The sequence below is a fragment of the Pedobacter sp. PF22-3 genome, from assembly GCF_026239555.1.
Classification (GTDB): Bacteria; Bacteroidota; Bacteroidia; order Sphingobacteriales; family Sphingobacteriaceae; genus Pedobacter.
The window spans coordinates 90595-108744 of the sequence record NZ_JAPIVP010000010.1; the positions used below are offsets into that span (position 1 = coordinate 90595).

The following is an 18150-nucleotide window of genomic DNA, read 5'->3' on the forward strand; positions in this document are numbered from 1 at the left end:
TTAGGGTTAGCTTAAATATTAATTACTGGTGCCATTATTAGCAGCGGACGTACCGCTTCCGGTAACGGCTGTTGCAGGATCGGTTGAGGCCGGTTCGGCTCCTGTTGTTGAAGAAGCCGAAGTTGTGGTTCCTCCTGTCGCTGGACTCGGAGCAACAGGAGTTGTCGCCGGCGGCGGTGTAGGCGCAGGAGGTTTCGCTCCCATTACCGAAAGTATACGCGCACAGGTAGAGGTAGTAGTTGCCGAATTAAGCATCTGCGCATTGTGCTGCGCTGTAACAGCGTTGTGCATTGCCATACCTATGGTTTCGGCCATTACATTGTTCAGCATTGCTACCGATTGCGAATCAGCGTTACCCTTAAGCAGTTGTTGCACATCGGTTACGGAAGAAAGGATATAATCGTTTGCCATAATTTCCTATTTAATTTAAGTGAGTAATCTTGGTATCTGGAAGCAGGTATACGGTACCATTTCGATCCACGCCAACATTTGCATTGCCCTGGGCAGATTGAAATTTGAGCGAAGCCGTGGCCCCATCCTGCGACAATTCATTCCCGGATGCCGCTGTAAAGCTGATCAGGTTTTTTACTGCGGCCAGGTAATTTTGGATGGCTGTATTTAAGCCGCCAACAACCTGTTCATTGAGCGTGATATTCTGAATGAGGTTAAGCATGGCAGCACTGGCGGTGGTATAGCCAATAAAATGACTTGCCCTGGCCAGTTCGGGAATGGCTTGAACCAGGTTTCCACCGTCGGGAGACATGTCTATTGTTGGGGTAAACAAATAAGGCTGTACCACTGCTTCAAACTGCGCATACAGGGCCTGGATTTCGCTGCTTTGCGTTTGCGGTATGAGGTTTTCGCCCGGTAGCTGTTGCTGTGCATACTGATAGAAAAGCGAGAGGTTAACAAAATCGGATACAGTAGCTGCGGTTGTAGCTGCAAAGGCTGTCGACTGTGCCTGCAATTCGGGATTAACTTCGCTTTGTTTCATTACAAAATCAGTTAACGTTAGCATTTCATTAAAAGAAAGTGCCTGAAAAAGATCCGGCCGTTGCTGAACAAGCAGGAGAATTATATCCGCACTTTTTGCCATATCGCCATAGCTGAGCAGATCATTTTGGTGCAGCAATAAGGCCAGGTTGGCCTCATTGTCATTCACAGTTAACCGAATAGCGGCCAGCTGTGCAATATCGGCTTCTGGTAAAGACAGGATTTTGTCGATAGCCGCCCTGAAGGTATTGAACCTGATATAGTTTTCGCCCGTTAACCCATTTTGTATCAGTTTAAGCAACTGGTTTTCGCTTTCGGCATTGATGCCAGTAACCGTGGCATCAGTGATGCCAAAGCTTAACCATTTCTGCCCCCCGTTAATCATAGAAAGTACCGCCTGTGCCTTCGTGCTGAGCCCACCAATAGAAGTGAGTTGTTTTCCGTTTAGATTAATCATTGCTCTTAATTTTGGTTAAAGACTTTATTTCGATGGAAATCCGCTGAGTACCGTTGCGGCGTTTTGCCCTACCACCAGAAAGTTGGCCGCTGCGCTAGTCGCTAAGGCTTGGGCGGCAGTTACAATAGGTGTATATTGTTCTGCATCGGCCGGCACTGCAAGCATTTGCGCCATGGCAACACCAATCGCGGTAGAGCTGATGGTATTTACATTTCTGAGATTATCAACTGCATCCTGTACAGCCAGTGCTGTTGATTGAGCGACAGATTGAAAGGCCTTCATTGCCCCTTCGTCTTGCATAATCTGTGGGGTAATGCTACTGTCTGATGTGGTTAAACTTGTGTAAGGCATAATAAATTATTTAATTGTGTATCCGTTAACTAGTTCATTTATTAGGTGAAAATGATGCTTTAATAGCAGGGATTATGTACTACTTTGACTCTCCAGTATTTTTTTGCAGCAAACTGACAAGCATGCAGTGGCTATTAACTGTCCGCTACGCTGATTGGTGCTAGCATTGTGCATGGCTATTCCCATTGATACCGCCATACTTTGAAATATAATTTGTAAAGAATCCATGTCGTATTGTTTGATATAAAATTACTAACTAAAAATACAATCGTCTTGTAAAAAACAGTCAATCATTTCACAATTTCTTCTAGCAGTTTATTTTTTAGCCATGACACTGGCATTTCACTATTCTTTTTCATTTTAAACATCGAAGGAAATGTTCCAAAAACAGCTTTAAAGCAACGGCAAAAATGTGAATGGTCAAAAAAACCAGTAGCTACCGCAACCTCCGTAATGGTATCAGCATTGCCTAGCAGCTCAGAGGCATATTGCAATCTCAAATCTCGTATAAACCTTGCCGAAGTGATAGGATATAATTCTTTCAATTTGCGGTTTAAAGTGGATGGGGTTGTGTTTAACAGTTTCGAGAGCTTGGGTATTGATTCTTTATGATTAAAGCATTCAGATAAAGAAAAGCTCAAAAGCTTTTTTAACCATTGATGCTGAGCGGCATGATTCAATAAAATTTTAGCGTCAGACATATCAATAGGTATTTTCCAATAAGTTATTAAATCATGATCAGCATTTTGGGTTTCCCGATATTTAGAAGGACTGATTCCGAATGCATTTGTAAAAGATCTACAGAAGCTGGCCTGGGCTCGAAAACCTGTAAGCTGTGCTATATTTTTTAGTGGCTCATTACTGTTTAACAGTAAATAACAAGCCTTGCACAGGCGGTGATGAAGTATAAGTTTTGCAGGTGTATTTCCGGTAAGTTCGAATACCCTTCTGGTTAATTGAGATGCAGTCATCTTCAATAATGTAGCCAGCTTTACTACACAAAAATTTACATCATAATATTTAGATTCAATATAGGCCATCGTTAAATCAATAAAATGGTGTTTCTTCCGTACCATTATCGTAATTATTGGCGGTATTGGAGAAGATGGTTTTGAGGGTGGTGTAAGATGTAAACTCATGAGTGCTGCTAATGAATTGATTTAACTGATATTCTGTATATCAAAGGAAGGTTATCGTTAAACTCATTTAAAGAGCGTAAACACGTGTTTTTGTAAATGAGGGTTTAATCTTTACCACCAAGGGTAAATCCCTGTTAGCCGTTTTAGAACTATTAAAGTAATATTAATGATACAATCAATTAATTGATTATTACATGCCGTATTTACCCATAAATAAAGACACTTATGCAATGGCAAATTTGTATTTTCGATTATTATTGGAGGCGGTATGATTCAATATAGCAGAGTCTTACTGCCATACCCATAAACAATTAATTACATAAAAAATTAATTTTCTTTTACCTGTTTTTATTATTTTACATGATAAACAATCAAGATTATTTGTCCAATCCTGCGGACTTAGCAGATTTTAATGTTGTTTCTGAACACCAGTTTATAGAATACACACTTGAATGGACCAAACAGATTTCGGGCAATGAAATGTCGTGGAAAGTTTTTGCGGATAAGGACAGCAGTATTGAACAGATGTTGGTACAGGTTTACTTTAACGACGCAACCATACAAAGTTTGCTATCATGTGTTGGGGTTAAGCACATCCATGCAAGATTTGCGATCGTTCACGACTATTATCCTTACAAGATCAAGCTACCCACTTTCACCATGATACTATATGCTACCGATCAACTAGGGCAAAGATGTTCGGCTTATCATATCGGTAGGCCACAATATCATGACAACATTACCGTGTCACCCAGCATGCCCTCGCATGAGATAGGCAACTTTATTTCGAGCCGCCTTGCTCAGAAATGGATAAGCGAATGGAAAATAGTATGCGATGCGAATCCAAAATCACCTGAATTATTAAGTAAGCTGTTTCTGACAAACTATGGATACCTCACCGGATATAACTACGTCTTATCAGACTTTATGTATTCGTTATTTCCACCGGAAACGCAAAAAGAGTGTTATGATGTAGTTATACTACCTGTTATTCATAAACATGTTGCTGATCACCTCAATGCACAACCTACCTTGAAACGTACCTTCGGACTGGTTTTGGCTGGCGTACCATTTAATGCAAAGGATATAGCAGGAGATGAGGAGGTAAACTCTTTTTACGATCTCTCTCTTCCAACCCCACCTTCTAACGGTACATATTAAGATCAGGACAATAAATATTCAGGTCATGATGTATAAAGCGACTGCCAGAATAAAATTTTGAATTAAGATCCAATCTTGCATTTATGAATAGTGCTTTTCAAACCTTTTTAATCTATTCGTCTGTCGTGGTAATCGTACCATTTTTAGTTGCTGTTATGCGATTTAAAAAAATGGACCAGGCATGGCGATCTCTGGCTTTATTAATCTTTTTTGATTTCTTAGTAGAAGCCGTTGGTCATGTTTTATACTTTATGAAAATCAGCAATCATTTTTTGTGGCCAATTTTTATACTTATCGAATTTACATTGCTGGCGAGGATTTATAAAACTGAGTTTAAAAAAATGGCAATTAGTCGTTTCATACCTATTGTAACATTATTATTTATCGCTTATGTAATTGTCGACTGGCTCATGGCACCCAATGATGACCTGAGTGCTCTTCCTCACTTTACAGAGGGGGTGCTGATATTGTTGCTTGTATTGTGTTATTATTATAAAAACCTAAGCTCGTTTATAGAAACACAATTGGAACGTCAACCCATGTTTTGGTTGTCAACTGGTCTGTTTATTTATTTCTCCGCCAATTCGGTGATCTTCATTTTCAGTAATTATATTCAAATGTTATCGATTAATTTCTTTAATCTCATCTGGTTTACCCATTCCATATTTAATATACTTTTATACATTTTTTACACTTTAACGGTATGCTTAATCCCAAAGAAACTGAAATACAACATCTGATATTCGGAAGTATTCTGGTTATGCTACTGCTAGCTGTTGCGATTATTTCATTTTTTGTTATATATCATAGAAGGCTGCTTAAAGAGCAGGGGCGTTTACAAAAAGTGAAGGATAAGCACCAAAGACAATTACTTGGTTTTAGCATTAGCATTCAGGAAAAAGAAAGGGCAAGGATAGGACGGGATATGCACGACGAAATAGGCTCCTCTCTTTCAGCCATTAAAATGCTCGTTAATCGGCTTCCAAACACGGATATTGAAAACCATCAGTTGATTTCGAGCATTAAAAATGGATTGAGCAACACCATAAGTGATGTAAGAATGATCGCAAATAACCTGTTCCCATCTGTATTGGCAAAATTCGGATTGGCGGATGCATTACATCACCAGGTAAAGATATTATCTGCGAGTAATATCTTAGCGATTGACCTGGTATTAGACACAAAATTTGAACTTAATTTTGAATACGAACTTGCCATATACCGCATTATGCAGGAATTAATCAATAATGTAATCAATCATGCAAATGCAAAAAATCTTTCAATCATGTTAAATCAAACACCTGAACGCATATTGGCTACAGTTAAAGACGATGGCTGTGGTTTTGATGCGGCAATAATGGAAGATCCGATACAAATGGGGATAGGTATTAAAAGTATAAAAACAAGGGTAGCAGCCATGCAGGCCACCTTGAAAATAACATCTGGAAAAGATGCCGGTACATTAATTGAAATACATATTCCTTTAAATGATGAAAAAGACCAAAGATAGGCTAATCCACCAACCCTTAAACTCAATTAAAATAGGTATAGTGGATGATCACAAACTGTTCAGATTGGGGCTAATGGAAATTTTGGGGCAGGTTAAACACTTCGAACTTATTTTCGAAGTAGAAAGCTATTCGCAATTGTTAGAAGAAATGGAATTGCAGGTGCCTGATATTATCCTGATGGACATTGAAATGCCCGAAACAGATGGAATAGATGGATGCAAGCACATTGTGGAAAGATTTCCAGATGCAAAAATAATTGCCTTATCCATGCATACTGCGGATAATTTCATTTTTTATATGATGAAGGCCGGTGCGCGCAGCTATTTACCCAAAGATATTGATGAACAAACCTTATATAAAGCCATTGAAACCGTATATACCAACGGATTCTATTTTACCGATGCTGTTACCGCGGCCATGTTAAACGGTGTTAAAAAAAATTATGGCAGGAGGTCAACTTTAAAGTATGGCGAAAGCCCGCTTAGCAAAAGAGAACTTGAGGTATTGACACTCATTTGCAATGGCTTAACCACGGCAGAAATTGCACAGAAATTATTCATCAGTATAAAAACTGTGGAGGGGCACCGTAAAAATTTATTGGAAAAATCAGGTATGTCCAATTCAGTGAGCTTAGCAGTATATGCAGTTAAAAATGGGATGCTCGATGAACGACACTAATAAAACAATAAATCCTCATCTTTTTAAGCTAAGGCTCGATATTTTCCCCTCCTGACTACTTAAGGAAACACAATAATGGTTGTTTCCTTTTTTTAATCCTTATAATAAAACTTACTGATACTAATTTCTTCGGTTTTCCCACCCTCAGTCACCCTATAACAAATCACAAACTCTAAAAGCGACTTATCATTATACTCATTTCGGTAAATCAACTTTGCAATCTCCTCATCCTGCTCAGGATGCATCATTTTCGTTTCAACAATGTTATCCTGGTTGTCAACCCTATCAATCTTAAGCTTGACTCTTTGCAGCTTAGCAGTTGCCATATATTGTGCATTAAATACGGAAACAGCCCATTCCAAATTGTCTTCTTTTAGCTGATTATGCATGCTCGCCAGATCATAGTACCCCATCACCATCTCCACGTCCGGAACAACAAAATGTTTTATAGTCCGCTCATTTCCCTTACGGATCGTTTCTTCTATTTTATATAGATGCAGTTTTGAATCATACCTGCCATAATACTCCGTTTTTTCAAGTTCCTTTTTCTCATTATAGAAAAATTTTATTTCTGAAGATAAATAGAGACTTTCGTTATGCTTGAGAAATTTTTGCTCTTCTGATAATAGATTATACTGATGATGGTACAAATAATTGATTTGATCAGCAAACTGATCATTGATAAATGTCGCTTTTGACAGCATGGTCTTGCCCTGATAGGTAAAATTAATTTTGGTAACAGTACCATCTGCAGAGACTGAAGTTTCCGAAACTTTCATACCATCCTGGTAAGTATAACGAAGAGAATACGTTACCTTATCCTCGTTCAGGTAATCTACAGCAATCGGTACTCCATTTTCATACTTAAAATCCTGAACGGAAAATGCTTCCTCTATCGAATACCAACCTGTTTTGTCCAATACCTTATGCCCTTGGGAAGTAAAATGAGCATAAGCCTTCGTACCGTTTTTATATTTAATCAAACGATAGTTTTCCCCTGTGTATTCATGCACACCTAACTCGCCATGCTCATCCCCATCCACCTTATTTACATCTAACGTCCGTATAATCTGTTGTTTATCATTGTAGAATATTTCTTTTTTGTACTCGGAATACTCATCGCGGTAAATTTCTTTAGTGAGGGGCATAATTTATATATCTAATTGTTAATTTAAATATACATAAAACAATGAGCCTGTCTAACAAATAATAGATTGAAGGAAAATTGCAGAGTTGTTAACTATCAATAGGGAATATAAATTATATGGCCATTAATACTAGCCAAAAGCACTAAGTCGGCAGTAAAGAGTTCGATAAATGTAACGCTTGGGCTACGATCCCACTTTACCATAAGTAGAGCGGGATTTTTGCTTTATCGAATCGTCCGACGAAATCAAATCCAAAACAAACAACATCTCAAGCAGAATAGTTTTTTCACAATAATTATGTCTCAATATTTTATAATTACATTTTAAAGTTTAATTTTATTCAGCAAACAGCAAAGCATTATTATGCTGATCTAATTAATTAAAATAACGCCTCACACCCTATCTAGACGCAACTCATGAGCTCCGTATTCAGAACATCCTATGCACCAGATGCAAAACCCGTAACCGAAGAGAAATTAAAAGAAATCCTCGGACAAAGAAAATGGCAAACCGTGGAGATTAAGATCTCCCATCAAGACCTGAAGGACAACATTCGTTTTTTAAACGATGCCGTTGTGATCAGAGAAAGCCGTGAGGGTGTTCCCCTGATGACAACTACAGCGATTTACGGACCCATTAAAAAAGATGATAAAGTAGTTTTAACACCTAATGAAGGTACAGGTGTATATATAATTGCAACAAACCCATCCGAAGTAACGCTGATTGATCAATTGGAAGCCCTTGCTAAAAGCCATACTAGCGTTAAGGAAGGCAATGCAGTATTGGTTCATTCCAACTGGGTAAGCAGTGAAGATGGTGGGAAGCTACCCAATCTAGACCCCTCATCAAACGTGTTTGGTGCCACTGGATCCTTATATGTGAATGAAAATGCAGTCATTTTCCCGGTGCTGGATGTTACTTATCCAGATTATGAAGAAACGCTTGCTTATTACGGCGCAAAACTTCTGAAACCGCAAGAAGCATTCTATCTGGGTTTTAAAGATACTTTATTTGGTATGGAATACGACACTTCTCTGCCCGATTATATCCGCAACTATGCCCTCTCTCCTATTGGTGGTGGTGGCCTGTTTGTTGAGCACCATCCTTTTCCACATATTTTTCTTCCCAAACCAACTACAAACGGAGAAGTTTTTTGTGAAGCGAAGGTTACACTGGGTCGTAAAGTTGAAAATGCAACAAAGAGCGACCCTCAAATTAGATTTACTACCTTCAGGATTCCTGCGGATGGATCGGCTCTAGCGATTAAGCCTTCAACCATCCATAACGATAGTTTTACGAATGGAAAATTAGCTGTTTTTGTGGCCAATACACCTGCAGATACGGTCGCTTTCAGGCAAACTGCGCCATTTGCGAATATCATAGTAAAGGATCATGATCCCCAGGTCGAAATCCCGCAAACACCAAACTTTTAGTCCTGACTCACAGGAGTTGGAATGAAATAAAATTAGTTCTTACAATGCTGCTGCAATTACACCCGATGATCAATAATCACCGGCGTTTTACCCGTAGTGGCATTGGTATAAAGATTTAGATCATTACCAGCTAAAACTTCTAAATTTTTAACACGATATCCAAATACCTGATAGATCTCCTGAAGCTTTAACTCGGTGTAGGCTTCTTGATCACTATTGGCTACATCGTTGATTAACATAAATCTTATGGAATTAGAACCATCTTGAGATGTGATCTGTATCTGAAACCGTTCAACATCTGCAAAAACGGCATTAAAATCATCGAGCTCATAGTTGCACTCATTAAACATAAAAGAATTTGAAGACCTCCCTTTTAATTCAAGGTAAAGTTGGCCATCAACTTCTACCCATTTACCGATATCACCGGTATTGTATCTAAAAATCGGGAAACGCTTTCGAAATAAATTACTGACGAGGAGAGAACCATAGCCACCAGCATCAGCACTGCTAGGCTCCACTACCAGTCCATCAATTACACTGAACAATGATGGTGATCGGCTATAATCGCACCAGGCCCAAATCCCCGTTTCTGCAGAACCATATAACGAATAGAGCTGCCGGGTTCCGAAAATATCTTCGAAAAGTTTGACATGTGATGGTGGCAAAAACTCGCCACCGAACAAGAGATTATTAATGGATAAACGCAGTTGATTTTTTTTAAGGTATTGTGCAAAAAGGAATAATTTTGAAGGTGTACCTAATAATAAATCAGGCTTAAAATTTAGCGCCATCTGGTAGGCATCTTCATAAGGCAAGCTGGCACTGGCAACCAAAGTGGTTGCATTACACCGCTCAAGCAGATCGTCCATAATAGCAGCAGTGCGGTACATATCCATATAACCGAACATATTAAGTGCAATGGTTTTTGGCGTAAAAACTTTAGCTTGTTGTAATGCCGAAGCAAGCGCTGCCCGCTGTTCGAGATTTTCTGCAATATCGACTGGAAAAACCAGCGGTTTTTGGGTGGATCCACCAGAGCGCACTAAATAAACACCATGTTCCTGGTTATGCAGATCAAAATGATCATTTAACAGTTTAATTAATTCCTTTTTCCCTACTATGGGTGCGTTTTGATAAGCTTCATGATCTAAATAATAGGACCTGAAAAGATCAGACTGTCTAACAATCTGGTAGTATTGATTAAGAAGGGGATTGACCATTAAAATATTTATCTTTTGATGAGCAGATAGCCGATGTATTTAGTCAAATAGCTGCGATAATGCCATAAAAATTTAATTTTTTGGCTATTGGATGATAAATTCTGTAAAGCATGTTTATACCAGCGCTCCCCGATCATGCCCATTAACAGCCGGTCGTGTTTGTCCTTACTGTTTATATACCTGGAAATTATCGGTGGTAATTCGATTTGTTTAAAATGGCTGTATTTTTTCCGCGAAAGGCTACCAGACACCTCGTTAACGTAAAGATAAGCACCGGTTTGCAATGCTATTTTCCCTGGCACCTCGTTTAAGATACTTTTTAGTACCCTGTACCAGAAATCGATGCCTTCATTTAACTGCACTTCTGCTTCGTATCGGTTAGCTGCAATCCATTTACTTCGTGTAATTACATTACTTCCAACCCCCATAATAAAATGCGGGGCACTAACTGCCATTAAAGGATCCTTAATCAGGAATAGATCTACATCAAGCGGTTGCAGGTACTTTTTTAAGGGCTCCAGATCTGGATATATATTGTTGCCTGGCATAAAAGCAATGTTTAGCACCATAAAATCTAGCTGATGCACTTCAAATGCATGAGCCGCAACTTCCAACAGCCTTGGATGATATTCGTCGTCAGCATCCAAAAAACTGACTAATTCGCAATTAGTAGCAGCAAAACCGATATTACGTGCATTGCCCGGGCCTTTATTCTCGGTGAGTTCTATAACCTGTATCCTGCAATTGCCAAAAGCCAAAATATGATTACGTAAATAATCATTAACAATAGAAAGGCTATCATCTGTACTTAAATCATCTACAATAACCAACTCATCCGGCAGTTTACTTTGCCGGATGAGTGAATTTAAAGTTTGCGTGATATAAGCCGCCTTATTAAACAGGGGTATAATGATGGCATGTGTCATACCTATGATGCCGACATCATAGCAGGAAAAATGACTCCCCTACCCTGATGAACATTAACCACACTTTCTGCAGAACCACGGAACAAACCAGGACCAAAAGACCGGTCATTGTAACACAGTAACATCCCTACTAAATTTATTAAGCTTTTCTCCGTACCACTACCATATTTAAACCAGCGTTGAGGTACATATTGTTGTACCATATACTCGGGCCATTGTTTCGCTATAATACCAGACCAAAAAACGGCTTCGCAATCACTTTTTACGTACATATCGATACCACGGCCACCACTATTACGTTTTAACACCCAATTTAATGACGATTTGCTTACTTCATTCCGTTTTTCAGGTGTATGCAAGGCATAAGTAGGTATTAAAAAGGACCGTAAGAAAAGATATTCTTCTTCAGAAAGATAATTTCTCATGATCTCTTCATTATAAAGAACAGCAAGGATGCGTTTATCGTGAACCAAGATTAGTGTCCGTACATCGTTAAAGTAGTTCCCTTTATTGATGATCAGTTTTAATACCTCAAGGTCAAAGTTACGTAGTTCTTCACGGTCCATTTCCAATATAAACTGATCAACGGGTTTATCATCTAACAAAATTGACCCATTTTGACATTTTAACTGGGCCGGACTTGCAGAAACATAATCCAGTCCCTGCTTGCTAAACTCATTTAACAGGTAAAATACCTCGGTTCCTTTTTCTTTCTCATGCACCAGCACAATAGGCTCATTACTAGTGAAACGGCTAAAAATGGCATGAATAAAATCACGTTGATGAGGAACAGCTTCTAAAAAGGGCAAACGGCTATCTTCAGCAATCACATTCAGGTAATAACTCAACATCCATCCATTAATCGGATACCTTGCCCCTATCTCACAGATTTTGATACTACCATCTTCTGCCTGTAAAAAATCGGGACGGTACATGCCCACTTCATAAGGCCGTGCATTTGCAATGTTCAAAATATTGTTTAAACCCTCATCAAAATTGTAAATAGCACGTATCCTTTCATCGGTAAAATAAGCATTTACTACATTGGTTAACGCTTTGTTCAAAACCTGACATAGTTTTTCCATCCGTACAATTTCGCTACGGTTTACGGCAACCGGAACCGGAGAAAAAGAGTCGGCACCATTGCAGGGTATTTCGCCCAGGTGTTTCATCAATAATCCATTCAGTGTTTCCTTATTACAGATGGTATGTTTTTCTACAAGCTCGCCCGTCATCATTTATGCCATTTCTTCTTCAGACATTACAGGCTCCAAACTAGCACTAATGGTTTCCATTACTGCTGCTTTTTTACTCAAATAATCGGCAACGATTTCGCGTAGGTCATAATCAGCCAAATTTACATCCATTGCCTTAACGTAATAATTGATGGCGTTAACGGCAAAAAAGAAATGGTTTTTCTCAGTTGGTCCACAGTGTACGGTTATCCAGGCCAATGTATGTTTTAAGGTATCTTTATCAAAACCAAAATCATCTTCCAACCAGCGGGTAAACTTTGGCAAGATAAACTCCACCTCGCCATGGGTATAAATTTCATGAACAAGTGTAGTTAACAGGCCAATCAACAAATCTTTATTGCGCAACGAGTTCTGGTCTTTCCAATATTTAAAGGCACGTGCACTTGGATCAAGGTATTGCCTTAACAACCAGCCATCATCGCCACAGGTATTGGTAGCCATGGTATAGAACAAATCAGAGTGTAATACTTTGCCAACAACAGCCAGGTCTTCATCAACAATCCTGTTTAGGCTGGCTACTGATCTGAAAAGCTGTGCTTCATCAGGTATAGGCATATTTTTATGGATCATCATGGTCATGCGGTTGCTTAATCCCGCAACAGTTACCGCGCTATTATTGGTTTGGCTCCAGCTATGAAAAAAAGGCTTAAGATGATCCCTATCATGCAGAACTGCAGTAAGTTTCACAAAACTGTCTTCAATTGTTTTAAAATGTTCAGCTTGTTGAGGAAAATAGGCTAAGAGTTGGTGCTTCAATGGAGATTCTTCCATCCCTTCGAGCACAGGAATGATAATTGACAATAAATTTTTCACGATTGTTTGGTTTAAGGTTTATTAAAAATGTAAATTAATACAGATTAAAATATTCTTAATTTGTTTAAGAAATTATATAACCAGTTGCTTTTTATCTCGCACCTTAAATGATGAGGATAAATATCAATACTAAAAACAAAATAAGATTTAACTAACTGATAATTAGAGATAAAGCTAATATGAAATTATCGGAATAATTGATGAAAGAGCATTTTTCATTTTGATAAGCGTTTTGAGTGAGCAGATGGATTTGACTTATACATAGATACGCACTTTATTTTTAATAAAAAAATAAGCACCCGAAATATATAAAAAAAATACACATTTTTACTTTTTAAGAGAATTAAAATGTATTTTATATAATACAAATATTTCCATTATGATTCATTTGTATTTTTGAATATTGCTTTTAAAAAGAATGATGTCTAATTTTTTATCAAAATCAATGTATATTATCCATCTACCCATGATGTTTTTTTCCAATTTGTAAGCACCCCATGCAGACACCCAATCAAAAATTGCCCATTTACAAATTAGAGCCTGATGAAATTGCCGGCAATAAACACTTCAGGTTATATCAATTTAAAGGCACTTTACCAAACCAATCGGAACTGCTTATTCCACACCGCAAAAACCATTACCTTATCGTTTTGATCAGAAGAGCAGATAGTCGCCAGTGGATTGATATGACGCCCTATAAGCTTAAAAATAATACTGTATATTTTTCTGGACCAAATCAGATCATTGTTAAAGAAGGTTTTAAAAAGTTATGGAGTACCGGAATTGCCTTTACCAAGGAATTTCTTTCGCTCCAGGAAAACGCTTCATTAAGCAAACTTCCATTGATACAAAACCTACATGATAAACATGAATTGGCCCTTAGCACAGCTGACCTTGATTTTGTTGAAGATATGCTCGCAAAAATAAAGGTAGAATACCAAAATCAGAGCGAGTGGCAGCAACGTATGCTTACGGCCTACCTCACCTTACTCCTTACCTACCTGAGCAGACTGTATACTGAACAGTTTAAAGACAACGAGCATTCCGCAGAGAAACTGTTGTTAAAAGATTTCCAGACGAAGATTAATGACTATTACAGGGAGCTGCGCGAAGTGGGTGATTATGCTTCTTTATTAAATATTTCACCCGGACATTTAAGCGAAGTTGTGAAAATACAAAGCGGAAAACCCGCCATTAAACACATTCACGAGCGATTGATATTAGAGGCACAGCGATTGCTATTCCATACCGATCAAGCTTTGAAAGAAATTGCCTTTGATCTGGGCTTTTCTGACACTTCTTATTTCAACCGCTTTTTTAAACGTGAAACAGGCCTAACGCCGTCAGCATACCGTGCCAGTATCCGCAAAATGTACCATTAATACCGATGAATGTGTTCTACCCTGACTGGCATCCTGATTTACATTTGTATCATAAAAATTTAATTATGAAAACAGTACTCATAACAGGAGCAAATAAAAGCATTGGTTTTGAAACGGCCAAACAGTTATTACAGCAAGGATATTACGTCTATCTGGGCTGTAGAGATATTAAAAAGGGAGAAATGGCTGTTGATCTGCTAAAATCAGAAGGTTTAAATGAGGTAGAATCCATTGAAATTGACGTTGACAATGCCGGATCAATTAAAGCCGCAGCCGAATGGCTAAATCAAAAAATCAAATCACTTGATGTATTAATTAATAATGCTGGTATTGCCGGTACCATGAAAGCCGCACTAGATACGGATATAAATGTATTTAAAGAGGTATTTGAAACCAATTTTTTTGGAGTGATAGAAGTGACACAGGCATTTATCAATTTACTAAAGCAATCTCCTGAACCTAGAATTGTTAATGTTACATCGGGCTTGGGCTCACTTGCGCTGCATAACGACCCAACCTGGAAATACTACAAGGTAAAACCCGCAGCATATGTTTCATCAAAGGCTGCGCTTAATGCCTACACTATTTTACTGGCGCATCAATTAAGTGATACTTTTTTTAAAGTAAATGCTGTTGATCCTGGTTACACAGCAACAGATTTTAATCACCATTCAGGTCCGGGAACAGTAACTGATGCAGCGGCAAGGGTAGTAAAAGCGGCAACATTAGGCGCTGATGGGCCAACCGGACAATTTTTTAGCGATGATAATGCACCTGAAACGGGAATTAGTCCCTGGTAAAGTCAATAGTAATTAAGATTCAGGAATCCAGATATAGATCAATACTGCAATGAACTGCACAATTGGTGTATGGGCAGGTCTGCAAATTAAGCCAAATGACATATGCTTTCCGTTTTGCTTATAAATTTGAATATGTTCTGCTCAGGTGAGCCTAAGCAATATTTTCCAGATACCTTAGTACCTCTTCTTTTTTTCTACTGGAAACCTGAATCTTTTCTCCGTTCTCCATTTGAAGATAGCCTTCCCTGAAGTATTTTTTAACATAAGCGAAATTGACCAGGTAGGATTGGTGGCATCTTAAAAAGCCAAAAGGAGATAACAAACTCTCATAATCTTTTAAACCTTTTGATACCAGTATCTCATTTGATCCCTTGATTACAAAAGTAGTATACCCTTTATCGCCCCTGCAGAACATGATACTTTCAATCGCAACCACTTCAATAAACTCTAGTGTTTTGAGTGCAATGCGCTTATTAGCCGATAATCCCTGGGCAAGGTAATGTTCTTTAGCGATGCTTAATTGCTGCTGATCAAATAAATCCTGTTTACGATGGTGGAAACATTTATTTAGTGCAGAAGTTAAAGATTCTTCATCAACAGGTTTAAGCAGGTAGCCAAAAGCCCCAAGATTAAGTGCCTGTATTGCATATTGGTCAAAAGCGGTTAAGAATATAACCTGAAAATCGGCAACCCGAATTTGTTCAAAAAGCTGAAAACTATCGCCATCCTTTAATCTGATATCTGCAAGAATAATTTCTGGTTTTAAAGCTGGTATTTCTAAGGCTGCGATGGCGATTTCGGCGGCGGAACCCACCACTTCTACATAATCAATCTGGCTTACAATCTGTAAAATATGCTGCAAGATACGCGGCTCATCTTCTAATATATAAAGTTTCATGTTAGGATATATATTAATCGTTGATAATTGGGATATTGATTATTACCAGCACACCACTTTCACCCATACCCTTTTTGCCGGTCATATTAAAACTGGCATTTTGGCTGTAACGGCAAAAAAGTGCATCAAACCGCTCGGTCAGAATGGCTTGAGCCAAAGATTGTTTTTGCTGATTTCCAGATGCCTTGTTGTCCAAACCGCAGCCATTGTCATCTATCGTTATTTCAAGCTGATTGGCCTGTTTTTCAAATGAAATCTTAAGCAGCCCTTTGTAAGGGATATTCCTGAATCCATGTTCGATTGAATTTTCGATGAATGGCTGAATAAGCATTGGTGGAATGAGTATGTCCTGCGCGTCAATTTCTTCCGAAACCGAAATCTGATAGGTAAAAGTATCAGCATAACGCATTTGCTGTAATAACAGATAATTATTTAAAGAAGATATTTCTTCGTCAATGGAGATAAAATCTTTTCTATTTTGTTCGAGGATTGACCTGAGCAAACCCGAAAAGGATTTTAGGTATCTGACAGATTCAGACGTGTTGCCTGAAGAGATCAGGCCCTGGAGATTGGAAATAGCATTAAATATAAAATGTGGATTAAGCTGTACCTGAAGCAGTTTTTGTTCCATAATTAAACGCTGGTTATCGGCTGCAAGAAGCTTGTTTTTATCCTTTAAACGAAGCTGGCGATAACTGATAATAAACAGTGATACAGCAGCAAGAGAAACAACCATTACCATAAACAGTAACCAGCGTTGTTGATTGATCAATTTTTCATTTAGTTTATTCCGGCTGTTAAGGTCGTTAATACTGCGGTCTTTCTTTTCTACCTCGTATTTTTCATGCAATTCAGCTATTTTTGCTGCCTCTATGGCTTTATTATTCTTGATTTCGGTTTTATAAAGGGAATCGGCAGCAGCCAGGGCCGATCTGTAATCTCCCTTAAACTTATAAGCATCCATCAGGCCCAGATAAGGAGTAGTTTTGCGCTTCCCTGAAGGATCTTTTTTTTCCATTTCTATCCCTGCACGGTAATAAAAGATAGCAGAGTCTAGTTCACCATTTTGTATAAACGCCGTAGCCAGATTATTATAGGCAATATCATTTAGGTTATCCGTTTTTTTCAGAAAACGGAAATATATACGGCTACAATCCACCGCCTTGTCTGTCTTCCCTTGTTTACTGTAAATCTGTGCCTGGTTATCATAGGTACGGGCGAGTGCGAGACTGTCTTTGATGTCAACAGCCAGTATGCGCGCCTGGTTGTTGTAGTATAACATTTTGCTCAAGTCGCCAAGCCTTGAAGCCAGTAAAAAAGAAATGTCAAAATATCGCTGCTTAATAACGGGATGATTTTTATAAGGATTCGCCGCAAAATACTTGGCAGCATATTCCAATGATTTTTGTCCGTTATTGTTTTGATAATAAGCCTGTGCAATTAAATCGTAATAAAAAAAGGTTAAACAGCTTTTCTGCGTCTCAGCTATTTTTAAACCAGACAGAATCCGGTTCATGAGTGTGGCTTCTACCATCGATCCATTGGCAATGGTATAAGAAATGATTAGATTCTCCTTTAATAGTTCAATGTCGTCATTTTTATGGTAGCCCTTCATTTGTTGATAAGCGGCTAAAGCGCTATCTTTTTTCTTTTGGAGCGAAAACTTTCTTGCCCTAAAATAATGGTAAAAAGGATTTTTTTCCTTTCCAGGCGTTAATGACAATATACTATCCTGCTGATTAATGATAAGCCTGAGCTTTCTAGATCCCTTGAGCGTATCTAATGAAACAATAAAGGATATTAGATCAGCTGTAGATTGCCCTGAGGCTGATACCGACTGGCCGGCACCAGTTTCGTCGGTTTTTTGTCGGCATGAAACCAGGCAAAGCATGGAAAGCATAAAAACAGGAATAAAGCGGTACCGAAAAAAATTATTCATGTAAATTGATTAATGGTTGAGTATTTCCTCAAAATTAAAGCCTAA

19 protein-coding genes are annotated in these 18150 nt (G+C 38.4%); 7 read left to right on the top strand and 12 right to left on the bottom strand.

What is annotated here, in order from left to right:
* Positions 1-18: 18 nt before the first annotated feature.
* The 5 genes from OQX63_RS14175 to OQX63_RS14190 all read right to left on the bottom strand — a co-directional run bounded on the left by OQX63_RS14175 (position 19) and on the right by OQX63_RS14190 (position 2940).
* Positions 19-411 (bottom strand): RebB family R body protein, encoded by a 393-nt coding sequence (locus tag OQX63_RS14175; protein ID WP_265851510.1) that lies wholly within the window; start codon positions 409-411, stop codon positions 19-21.
* A 10-nt stretch (positions 412-421) separates the two neighbouring features.
* Positions 422-1450: a hypothetical protein gene (locus tag OQX63_RS14180; protein ID WP_265851511.1), complete on the bottom strand. Its 1029-nt coding sequence runs from the start codon at positions 1448-1450 to the stop codon at positions 422-424.
* A gap of 24 nt (positions 1451-1474) precedes the next feature.
* A complete protein-coding gene (locus OQX63_RS14185; protein ID WP_265851512.1) occupies positions 1475-1801 on the bottom strand; it encodes a hypothetical protein in 327 nt (108 codons plus the stop codon).
* A 72-nt stretch (positions 1802-1873) separates the two neighbouring features.
* Positions 1874-2029 carry a RebB family R body protein gene (locus OQX63_RS23475; RefSeq protein ID WP_416276534.1) on the bottom strand — a complete coding sequence of 52 codons (156 nt, stop codon included), beginning with the start codon at positions 2027-2029 and terminating at the stop codon, positions 1874-1876.
* Positions 2030-2091: 62 nt separating this feature from the next.
* Positions 2092-2940: a helix-turn-helix transcriptional regulator gene (locus OQX63_RS14190; protein WP_265851513.1), complete on the bottom strand. Its 849-nt coding sequence runs from the start codon at positions 2938-2940 to the stop codon at positions 2092-2094.
* Positions 2941-3300: 360 nt separating this feature from the next.
* Here OQX63_RS14190 and OQX63_RS14195 point away from each other — a divergent pair, with 360 nt between their 5' ends.
* From OQX63_RS14195 to OQX63_RS14210, 4 genes are all read left to right on the top strand, one after another.
* A complete protein-coding gene (locus OQX63_RS14195; RefSeq protein WP_265851514.1) occupies positions 3301-4101 on the top strand; it encodes a hypothetical protein in 801 nt (266 codons plus the stop codon).
* Positions 4102-4184: 83 nt separating this feature from the next.
* Entirely contained in the window at positions 4185-4841 is a 657-nt protein-coding gene (locus OQX63_RS14200; protein ID WP_265851515.1) for a hypothetical protein, read from the top strand.
* Positions 4805-5611, top strand: a complete 807-nt coding sequence (locus tag OQX63_RS14205; protein ID WP_265851516.1) for a sensor histidine kinase — start codon at positions 4805-4807, stop codon at positions 5609-5611. The genes OQX63_RS14200 and OQX63_RS14205 overlap by 37 nt, the downstream gene beginning before the upstream one ends.
* Positions 5589-6290, top strand: a complete 702-nt coding sequence (locus OQX63_RS14210) for a response regulator transcription factor (RefSeq protein ID WP_121284332.1) — start codon at positions 5589-5591, stop codon at positions 6288-6290. Before OQX63_RS14205 ends, OQX63_RS14210 begins: the two co-directional genes overlap by 23 nt.
* A 92-nt stretch (positions 6291-6382) precedes the next feature.
* Here OQX63_RS14210 and OQX63_RS14215 read toward each other — a convergent pair whose 3' ends face one another.
* On the bottom strand, positions 6383-7438 hold the full coding sequence (locus tag OQX63_RS14215; RefSeq protein WP_265851517.1) for a hypothetical protein: 1056 nt from the start codon (positions 7436-7438) through the stop codon (positions 6383-6385).
* Between the two features lie 416 nt (positions 7439-7854).
* On the opposite strand from OQX63_RS14215, the gene OQX63_RS14220 reads away from it, so the two are divergent.
* Positions 7855-8871 carry a hypothetical protein gene (locus OQX63_RS14220; RefSeq protein ID WP_265851519.1) on the top strand — a complete coding sequence of 339 codons (1017 nt, stop codon included), beginning with the start codon at positions 7855-7857 and terminating at the stop codon, positions 8869-8871.
* Between the two features lie 56 nt (positions 8872-8927).
* Here OQX63_RS14220 and OQX63_RS14225 read toward each other — a convergent pair whose 3' ends face one another.
* From OQX63_RS14225 to OQX63_RS14240, 4 genes are read right to left on the bottom strand one after another with little or no spacing between them, the layout of a single operon-like run.
* The gene (locus OQX63_RS14225; RefSeq protein WP_265851520.1) at positions 8928-10091 is read right to left on the bottom strand and encodes an AMP-binding protein; all 1164 of its coding nucleotides are present in this window, start codon (positions 10089-10091) and stop codon (positions 8928-8930) included.
* An 8-nt stretch (positions 10092-10099) separates the two neighbouring features.
* Complete coding sequence (locus tag OQX63_RS14230) at positions 10100-11017, bottom strand: glycosyltransferase family 2 protein (protein ID WP_265851521.1); 918 nt, start codon at positions 11015-11017, stop codon at positions 10100-10102.
* Positions 11018-11019: 2 nt separating this feature from the next.
* Entirely contained in the window at positions 11020-12252 is a 1233-nt protein-coding gene (locus tag OQX63_RS14235; protein ID WP_265851522.1) for a hypothetical protein, read from the bottom strand.
* 3 nt (positions 12253-12255) lie between these two features.
* On the bottom strand, positions 12256-13086 hold the full coding sequence (locus tag OQX63_RS14240; RefSeq protein ID WP_265851523.1) for a hypothetical protein: 831 nt from the start codon (positions 13084-13086) through the stop codon (positions 12256-12258).
* A 497-nt stretch (positions 13087-13583) separates the two neighbouring features.
* On the opposite strand from OQX63_RS14240, the gene OQX63_RS14245 reads away from it, so the two are divergent.
* Positions 13584-14468, top strand: a complete 885-nt coding sequence (locus tag OQX63_RS14245) for a helix-turn-helix domain-containing protein (protein ID WP_265851524.1) — start codon at positions 13584-13586, stop codon at positions 14466-14468.
* A 65-nt stretch (positions 14469-14533) separates the two neighbouring features.
* The gene (locus OQX63_RS14250) at positions 14534-15268 is read left to right on the top strand and encodes an SDR family oxidoreductase (RefSeq protein ID WP_265851525.1); all 735 of its coding nucleotides are present in this window, start codon (positions 14534-14536) and stop codon (positions 15266-15268) included.
* A gap of 151 nt (positions 15269-15419) precedes the next feature.
* Here the strand turns inward: OQX63_RS14250 and OQX63_RS14255 are convergent, their stop codons facing one another.
* The gene (locus OQX63_RS14255) at positions 15420-16166 is read right to left on the bottom strand and encodes a LytR/AlgR family response regulator transcription factor (RefSeq protein ID WP_265851526.1); all 747 of its coding nucleotides are present in this window, start codon (positions 16164-16166) and stop codon (positions 15420-15422) included.
* A 13-nt stretch (positions 16167-16179) separates the two neighbouring features.
* A complete protein-coding gene (locus OQX63_RS14260) occupies positions 16180-18105 on the bottom strand; it encodes a histidine kinase (RefSeq protein WP_265851527.1) in 1926 nt (641 codons plus the stop codon).
* Positions 18106-18150 lie beyond the last annotated feature (45 nt).

Excerpts from the sequence above, each read along its gene's own strand:
- OQX63_RS14175 (WP_265851510.1), bottom strand. The coding sequence starts at position 411 with ATGGCAAACGATTATATCCTTTCTTCCGTAACCGATGTGCAACAACTG.
- OQX63_RS14180 (WP_265851511.1), bottom strand. The coding sequence starts at position 1,450 with ATGATTAATCTAAACGGAAAACAACTCACTTCTATTGGTGGGCTCAGC.
- OQX63_RS14185 (WP_265851512.1), bottom strand. The coding sequence starts at position 1,801 with ATGCCTTACACAAGTTTAACCACATCAGACAGTAGCATTACCCCACAG.
- OQX63_RS23475 (WP_416276534.1), bottom strand. The coding sequence starts at position 2,029 with ATGGATTCTTTACAAATTATATTTCAAAGTATGGCGGTATCAATGGGA.
- OQX63_RS14190 (WP_265851513.1), bottom strand. The coding sequence starts at position 2,940 with ATGAGTTTACATCTTACACCACCCTCAAAACCATCTTCTCCAATACCG.
- OQX63_RS14195 (WP_265851514.1), top strand. The coding sequence starts at position 3,301 with ATGATAAACAATCAAGATTATTTGTCCAATCCTGCGGACTTAGCAGAT.
- OQX63_RS14200 (WP_265851515.1), top strand. The coding sequence starts at position 4,185 with ATGAATAGTGCTTTTCAAACCTTTTTAATCTATTCGTCTGTCGTGGTA.
- OQX63_RS14205 (WP_265851516.1), top strand. The coding sequence starts at position 4,805 with ATGCTTAATCCCAAAGAAACTGAAATACAACATCTGATATTCGGAAGT.
- OQX63_RS14210 (WP_121284332.1), top strand. The coding sequence starts at position 5,589 with ATGATGAAAAAGACCAAAGATAGGCTAATCCACCAACCCTTAAACTCA.
- OQX63_RS14215 (WP_265851517.1), bottom strand. The coding sequence starts at position 7,438 with ATGCCCCTCACTAAAGAAATTTACCGCGATGAGTATTCCGAGTACAAA.
- OQX63_RS14220 (WP_265851519.1), top strand. The coding sequence starts at position 7,855 with ATGAGCTCCGTATTCAGAACATCCTATGCACCAGATGCAAAACCCGTA.
- OQX63_RS14225 (WP_265851520.1), bottom strand. The coding sequence starts at position 10,091 with ATGGTCAATCCCCTTCTTAATCAATACTACCAGATTGTTAGACAGTCT.
- OQX63_RS14230 (WP_265851521.1), bottom strand. The coding sequence starts at position 11,017 with ATGACACATGCCATCATTATACCCCTGTTTAATAAGGCGGCTTATATC.
- OQX63_RS14235 (WP_265851522.1), bottom strand. The coding sequence starts at position 12,252 with ATGACGGGCGAGCTTGTAGAAAAACATACCATCTGTAATAAGGAAACA.
- OQX63_RS14245 (WP_265851524.1), top strand. The coding sequence starts at position 13,584 with ATGCAGACACCCAATCAAAAATTGCCCATTTACAAATTAGAGCCTGAT.
- OQX63_RS14250 (WP_265851525.1), top strand. The coding sequence starts at position 14,534 with ATGAAAACAGTACTCATAACAGGAGCAAATAAAAGCATTGGTTTTGAA.
- OQX63_RS14255 (WP_265851526.1), bottom strand. The coding sequence starts at position 16,166 with ATGAAACTTTATATATTAGAAGATGAGCCGCGTATCTTGCAGCATATT.
- OQX63_RS14260 (WP_265851527.1), bottom strand. The coding sequence starts at position 18,105 with ATGAATAATTTTTTTCGGTACCGCTTTATTCCTGTTTTTATGCTTTCC.